The sequence below is a fragment of the Kitasatospora sp. NPDC059648 genome (assembly GCF_042734825.1).
Lineage (GTDB): Bacteria > Actinomycetota > Actinomycetes > Streptomycetales > Streptomycetaceae > Kitasatospora.
The window spans coordinates 1-4,936 of sequence record NZ_JBHWDU010000183.1 but is presented as its reverse complement, the minus strand read 5'-3'; the positions used below and the strand labels follow the sequence as shown (position 1 = coordinate 4,936).

Below are 4,936 nucleotides of genomic sequence, written 5' to 3'. Positions count from 1 at the left end.
TACCCTGGGCGGGTCCACCGCGAAGAGCTGGTCCTCCACGTGGTCCAGGGCGACCCGCAGGGCGCCCATGGAGACGACCTCCGAGCCCAGCGCCGCCAGCGCCACCTCCGGCGCCCGCAGGGTGAACTGGGCCAGCCGCTCGCGCAGGGGTTCCAGCACGCCGTCCAGGCCGGCCGCCCAGCCGCCGATGACCACCAGCTGGGGGTCGATGGCGAGGACCAGGGCGGCGACGCCCTGGACGAGGCGGGTCAGGAAGCGGTCCATGGCGACCTTGGCGACCTCGTCGCCCTCCCGGGCGAGCCGCAGGACACGGGCGACGGCGGCCTCGTCGAGGGGGTTGAGCGGTTTGCCGGTGGTGGAGAGCAGCTTCTCCGGGGTGACCTCCTGGCCGAGCAGGTGCAGGGCGCCGATCTCGCCGGCGGCGCCGCCGTAGCCGCGGTGGAGCCTGCCGTTGATGAGCGAACCGGCTCCGGGGCTGAGGCCGGCCATCACGAAGACCACGTCGTCGGCGCCGACGGCCGCGCCCTGCCAGTGTTCGGCGATGGCGGCGAGGTTGGCGTCGTTCTCGATCAGGACGGGGCAGCGGAAGGAGCGCCGCAGGCGGGCGCCGAGGTCCAGGCCGGTCCAGCCGGGCATCGCGGTGCCGAGCCGGATGGTGCCCTCGCGGTCGACGATGCCGGGGGTGCCGATGCCGACGGCCCACAGGTTGTCCCGGGAAATGCCCGCCTTGCGCAGGACCTCGGCGACGGCCGTGCGGACGGCGGTGAGCCGCTCCTCGGCGTCCAGGGTCTCGTCGACCGGCTTGAAGTGACTGCCCACCACCTCGCCGGTGAGATCGGCGAGGATGACCCGGATGTCGTGCACGCCGACCTCGATGCCGAGGATGTGCCCGGCCTCGGCGCGGAAGCGGAACCAGCGGGCCGGGCGGCCGCGGCGGCCGGTGCCCGGCTGGCCGTCCTCCCGGGGCTGCTCGACCTCGGCGACCAGTCCGGTCTCGACCAGGCCCTCGATCACGCCCTCGACGGTCGGGCGGGAGAGCCCGGTCTCACCGACGAGCTGAGTGAGGGTCACGGAGTGGCCGGTCCGCAGCGCCCGAAGCGTGACCGCGGCGTTGATCCGCCGCAGCAGCGAGGAGTCTCCTCCGGTGAGCCGATCCGCCAATGCGATGCCCTTCGCCGTTCGCGCGACTGCCCTGGCGCGCGGTGTCGAGTGCGCGGAGCCCACCGAATGGCCCGCGGGGGTTCTGCCCCCGGTGCACCGGCACGGGCGGCGCGCCGCCGCCCGCGGGAAGGCCCGGAGGACAAGCCGGAGCCTACCGGGGGACCGCCCGGCGCGGCGAGGATTCCCGCAGCTCACCCGGGCTTCGGTATCGAACTGGTACGGATCGGGGGGTGGTACGTGCCCCCCGCTTCACCGGTCGGCCACGGACGGTCCCCGCCCCGGGCGCCGGCCCCGTACGGACCAGCGCGAGCGCACCGACAGCAGCGACCCGACGCTGAGCCAGGAGCACGCCGAGAACGCGCTGAGGACCGAGCCGGCCGAGCCGACGGACAGCACGCTGCCGACCGAGCCGATCGAGAGGACGGACCCGACCGAGCCGACGGACAGCAGCGAGCCGATGGAACCGATGGAGCCGATCGAGCCGAGGGAGGCCCGGGATCGGATCGAACGCACGGAAGCGGCCATGCGCCCGATCGTAGCCCGAGCCGGTTCCGGCGTAACCCGGAGTCAGTCGACCCGCGCCGCGAACAGCCCCTGCCCCAGCAGCCCCATCGGGTGCCCGTCCGCCGGCAGGGCGAGGACGGTGGGGCAACCCGCCGCGGTGAGGGCGGCCCGCCAGTGGTCGGCCGGGTGGGCGGTGCGGCCGAGGGGGTCGCCGGTGATCAGCAGGTCGAGCTGTTCGGCGACGGGCGCGAGCAGCAGCAGCCGGCCGCCGGGGGCGAGCTGGCCGACGAGGGCCGGGACCTCCTCGTCGGGGCGGCCGGTGGCGGTGGCGACCACGATGTCGTAGCGCCCGCCGTCGGGGGCGAGGTGGTGGTCGGCGTTCGGCCGGGGCCGGACGGCCAGGGCGCGGGCGACGGTGTTCTCGGCGCCGTCGCGGTCGAGTTCGAGGACCCGCAGCGGCAGCGGCCCGTCGTGGGTCTCGGCGGTGGCGCGGACGAGCGCGCCGAGAGCGGCGCCGAGGTAACCGCGGGCGGCGGCCCAGCGGACCGGCGCGGCGGCAGGGCGGGGTGCCTCCTGTCCGGTGATCAGCTTGGGCAGGCGCAGGGCGCCGCGCCGGACGCGGTCCAGGACGCGGGCTGTGCCGAGACCGTCGGCCCAGCTCTCCACGGCGGGGTGCCAGGCCTCCCGGACCTCGGCGGCGGTGAGTTCGGGGGCGCCGTGGAAGAGCGGGCCCTGGGCACCGCCGTCCTGGCGGGTGATCAGGCCGTGCCGGGCGAGGGCGTCCAGCCAGCGCCCGACGCGGGGGCGCTGGGCGGGGGTGACCAGGGCGGTGGCGAGGAGTTCGGCCTCCGACCAGCCGCGGGCGGGGTCGGTGAGCACTCCGGCCTGCTGGAGGGTGTGCAGCAGGGCGGTGAGGACGGCCCGGTCGAGGCGGGCGCCGAACTCGGTGACCTGCTCGGCGGTGACGCCGATGCCGTGCTTCCAGGCGGCGGCGGTGGCGGCCTCCGCGTCGGCGCGCAGCCGGCGGTCAGCGGCCTCGGCCCGGCTGTGCGGGGCGCGGACGTGGGCGAGGACGGCACCGAGGGCGTCGACGGCGGCGTACACGTCGTCCTGTCGGGGTTCGGGGCCGACGTGCAGGACCAGGCGCAGCGCGGTGAGGTCGTGCTCGGCCAGTCCGGGCTGGCGGCTGAGCCGCCAGAGCAGGGCGGAGGGCAGGCTGAGGTGGGTGGTGCCGCTCGCGGCGAGGGCGCTGAGCTGTTGCTCGGGCCGCTGGTCGGGGTCGGCGCAGTGCACGGTGCCGCCGGCCAGCAGGGTGGCCAGGGCGAGCTCGACGGCGAGCTCGGTGACCGGGTGCAGCACGGTGTGCCGGATCGGCGGCGGGCCGAGGACGCCGGCCCAGTGGCGGAGCCGCTCCTCGGCGGCACGGGCGGCGGACGGCGCCAGGGCGGCGTGTTCGGCGACGCGTTCGGCGAGGGCCCGGGGCAGGCCGCCCGGCGGGGAGACGCCGAGCAGCAGGCCGGTGCCGCTGATCGCGCGCCCGTCGGCGACGACGGCGGGCCGGTCGCCGAGCTCGCGCAGCGCGCTGACCAGCGCAGGGGTCGAGGCCAAGGTGATCACTCCGGGGTGCGGGGGAGAAGCCGCACTACTGAACCATGCGCCCGGGCCCGGGGCGGTCGGAGCCGAGTCAAGTTTCCGTAATGATTTTCATATTGGCCAGCCAAGCGGTGCGGGGGATCCCGGCACGAAGGCGTCGGAACTGCGCATTCCGGTACTGCCGCGCACGCCCTTGACAGGGGGTTCGGGTGCTGGATTACTTGGCCTGGGCCCGCCCGGACCGAACGATCGGTCGGGATTCCGGGATCGGCCGACCTGCGAAGGAGCGACGATGACCGGCAGCTCACCCGAACCGGGACGACGCCTGGGGGAGCCGATTCCACCCGCACTTCTGGACGCCGGCGAGCGGATGGGCGTCGACGAGCTGCGCGCCCACCAGCTCGACCGCCTCCGGGCCACCCTGCGGCACGCCTACGACGACGTCGAGCTCTACCGCCGCAAGTTCGACGCCGCCGGGGTGCGCCCCGAGGACTGCCGCAGCCTGGACGACCTCGCCCGGTTCCCCTTCACCACCAAGGCCGACCTGCGCGAGGGCTACCCCTTTGGGATGTTCGCCGTCCCGATGGAGCGGGTCCGCCGGCTCCACGCCTCCAGCGGCACCACCGGGCGCCCGACCGTGGTCGGCTACACCGAGAACGACCTGTCCATGTGGGCCGACGTGGTCGCCCGCTCGATCCGCGCGGCCGGCGGCCGCCCGGGCCACAAGGTGCACATCGCGTACGGCTACGGGCTGTTCACCGGCGGCCTGGGCGCCCATTACGGCGCCGAACGGGCCGGCTGCACCGTCATCCCGGCCTCCGGCGGCATGACCGCCCGGCAGGTCCAGCTGATCCAGGACTTCCGCCCCGAGATCATCATGGTCACCCCGTCCTACCTGCTCACCCTGCTGGACGAGTTCGAGAGGCAGGGCCTCGACCCGCGTGCCAGCTCGCTGAAGGTGGGCATCTTCGGTGCCGAGCCCTGGACGGAGGAGATGCGGCGCGAGATCGAGGAGCGGCTCGACCTGCACGCCGTCGACATCTACGGCCTCTCGGAGGTGGTCGGCCCCGGCATCGCCCAGGAGTGCGTGGAGACCAAGGACGGGCTGCACATCTGGGAGGACCACTTCTACCCGGAGGTCGTCGACCCGCTGGCCGATCAGCTGGGGCCGGACGCGGTGATGCCCGAGGGCGAGAGCGGCGAACTGGTCTTCACCTCGCTCACCAAGGAGGCGCTGCCCGTCATCCGTTACCGCACCCGCGACCTCAGCCGGCTGCTGCCCGGCACCGCGCGGCCGGCCTTCCGGCGGATGGAGAAGGTCACCGGGCGCAGTGACGACATGATCATCCTTCGTGGGGTGAACCTCTTCCCGACCCAGATCGAGGAGATCCTGCTGCGCACGCCGGGCGTCGCCCCGCACTTCCAGCTGCGGCTGACCAGGCAGGGGCGGATGGACCACCTGACGGTGCGGGTGGAGGCCCGCCCGGAGGCGCCGGCCGGACTGCGGGCGGCGGCGCGGGAGTCGATCGTCCGGGCGGTGAAGGACGGCGTGGGCGTGACGGTGACGGCCGAGGTGGTGGACCCGTGCACGCTGGAGCGCTCGGTCGGGAAGATCAAGCGGGTGGTGGACGAGCGGAAGTAGCGGAGGAGAGATCGGAGGCGCACGGCTGTCCGGCTG

General features: G+C 74.7%; 4 protein-coding genes. 1 reads left to right on the top strand and 3 read right to left on the bottom strand.

The features are described 5' to 3' along the window. The 3 genes from ACFV1W_RS40050 to ACFV1W_RS40040 form a co-directional block, all read right to left on the bottom strand. The coding region (locus tag ACFV1W_RS40050) for an ROK family protein (protein ID WP_380422449.1) at positions 1-1,161 on the bottom strand (1,161 nt) is incomplete at its 3' end. A 249-nt stretch (positions 1,162-1,410) separates the two neighbouring features. Further along, positions 1,411-1,686 (bottom strand): hypothetical protein, encoded by a 276-nt coding sequence (locus tag ACFV1W_RS40045; protein ID WP_380422448.1) that lies wholly within the window; start codon positions 1,684-1,686, stop codon positions 1,411-1,413. A 42-nt stretch (positions 1,687-1,728) separates the two neighbouring features. Further along, a complete protein-coding gene (locus ACFV1W_RS40040; protein ID WP_380422446.1) occupies positions 1,729-3,273 on the bottom strand; it encodes a hypothetical protein in 1,545 nt (514 codons plus the stop codon). A 277-nt stretch (positions 3,274-3,550) separates the two neighbouring features. Here ACFV1W_RS40040 and paaK point away from each other — a divergent pair, with 277 nt between their 5' ends. After that, positions 3,551-4,900, top strand: coding sequence for a phenylacetate--CoA ligase PaaK (paaK, locus tag ACFV1W_RS40035; protein ID WP_380422444.1), 1,350 nt, complete (start codon positions 3,551-3,553; stop codon positions 4,898-4,900). Positions 4,901-4,936: the final 36 nt, after the last annotated feature.

Coding starts and splice junctions, on each gene's coding strand:
- ACFV1W_RS40045 (WP_380422448.1), bottom strand. CDS start 1,686: ATGGCCGCTTCCGTGCGTTCGATCCGATCCCGGGCCTCCCTCGGCTCG.
- paaK (WP_380422444.1), top strand. CDS start 3,551: ATGACCGGCAGCTCACCCGAACCGGGACGACGCCTGGGGGAGCCGATT.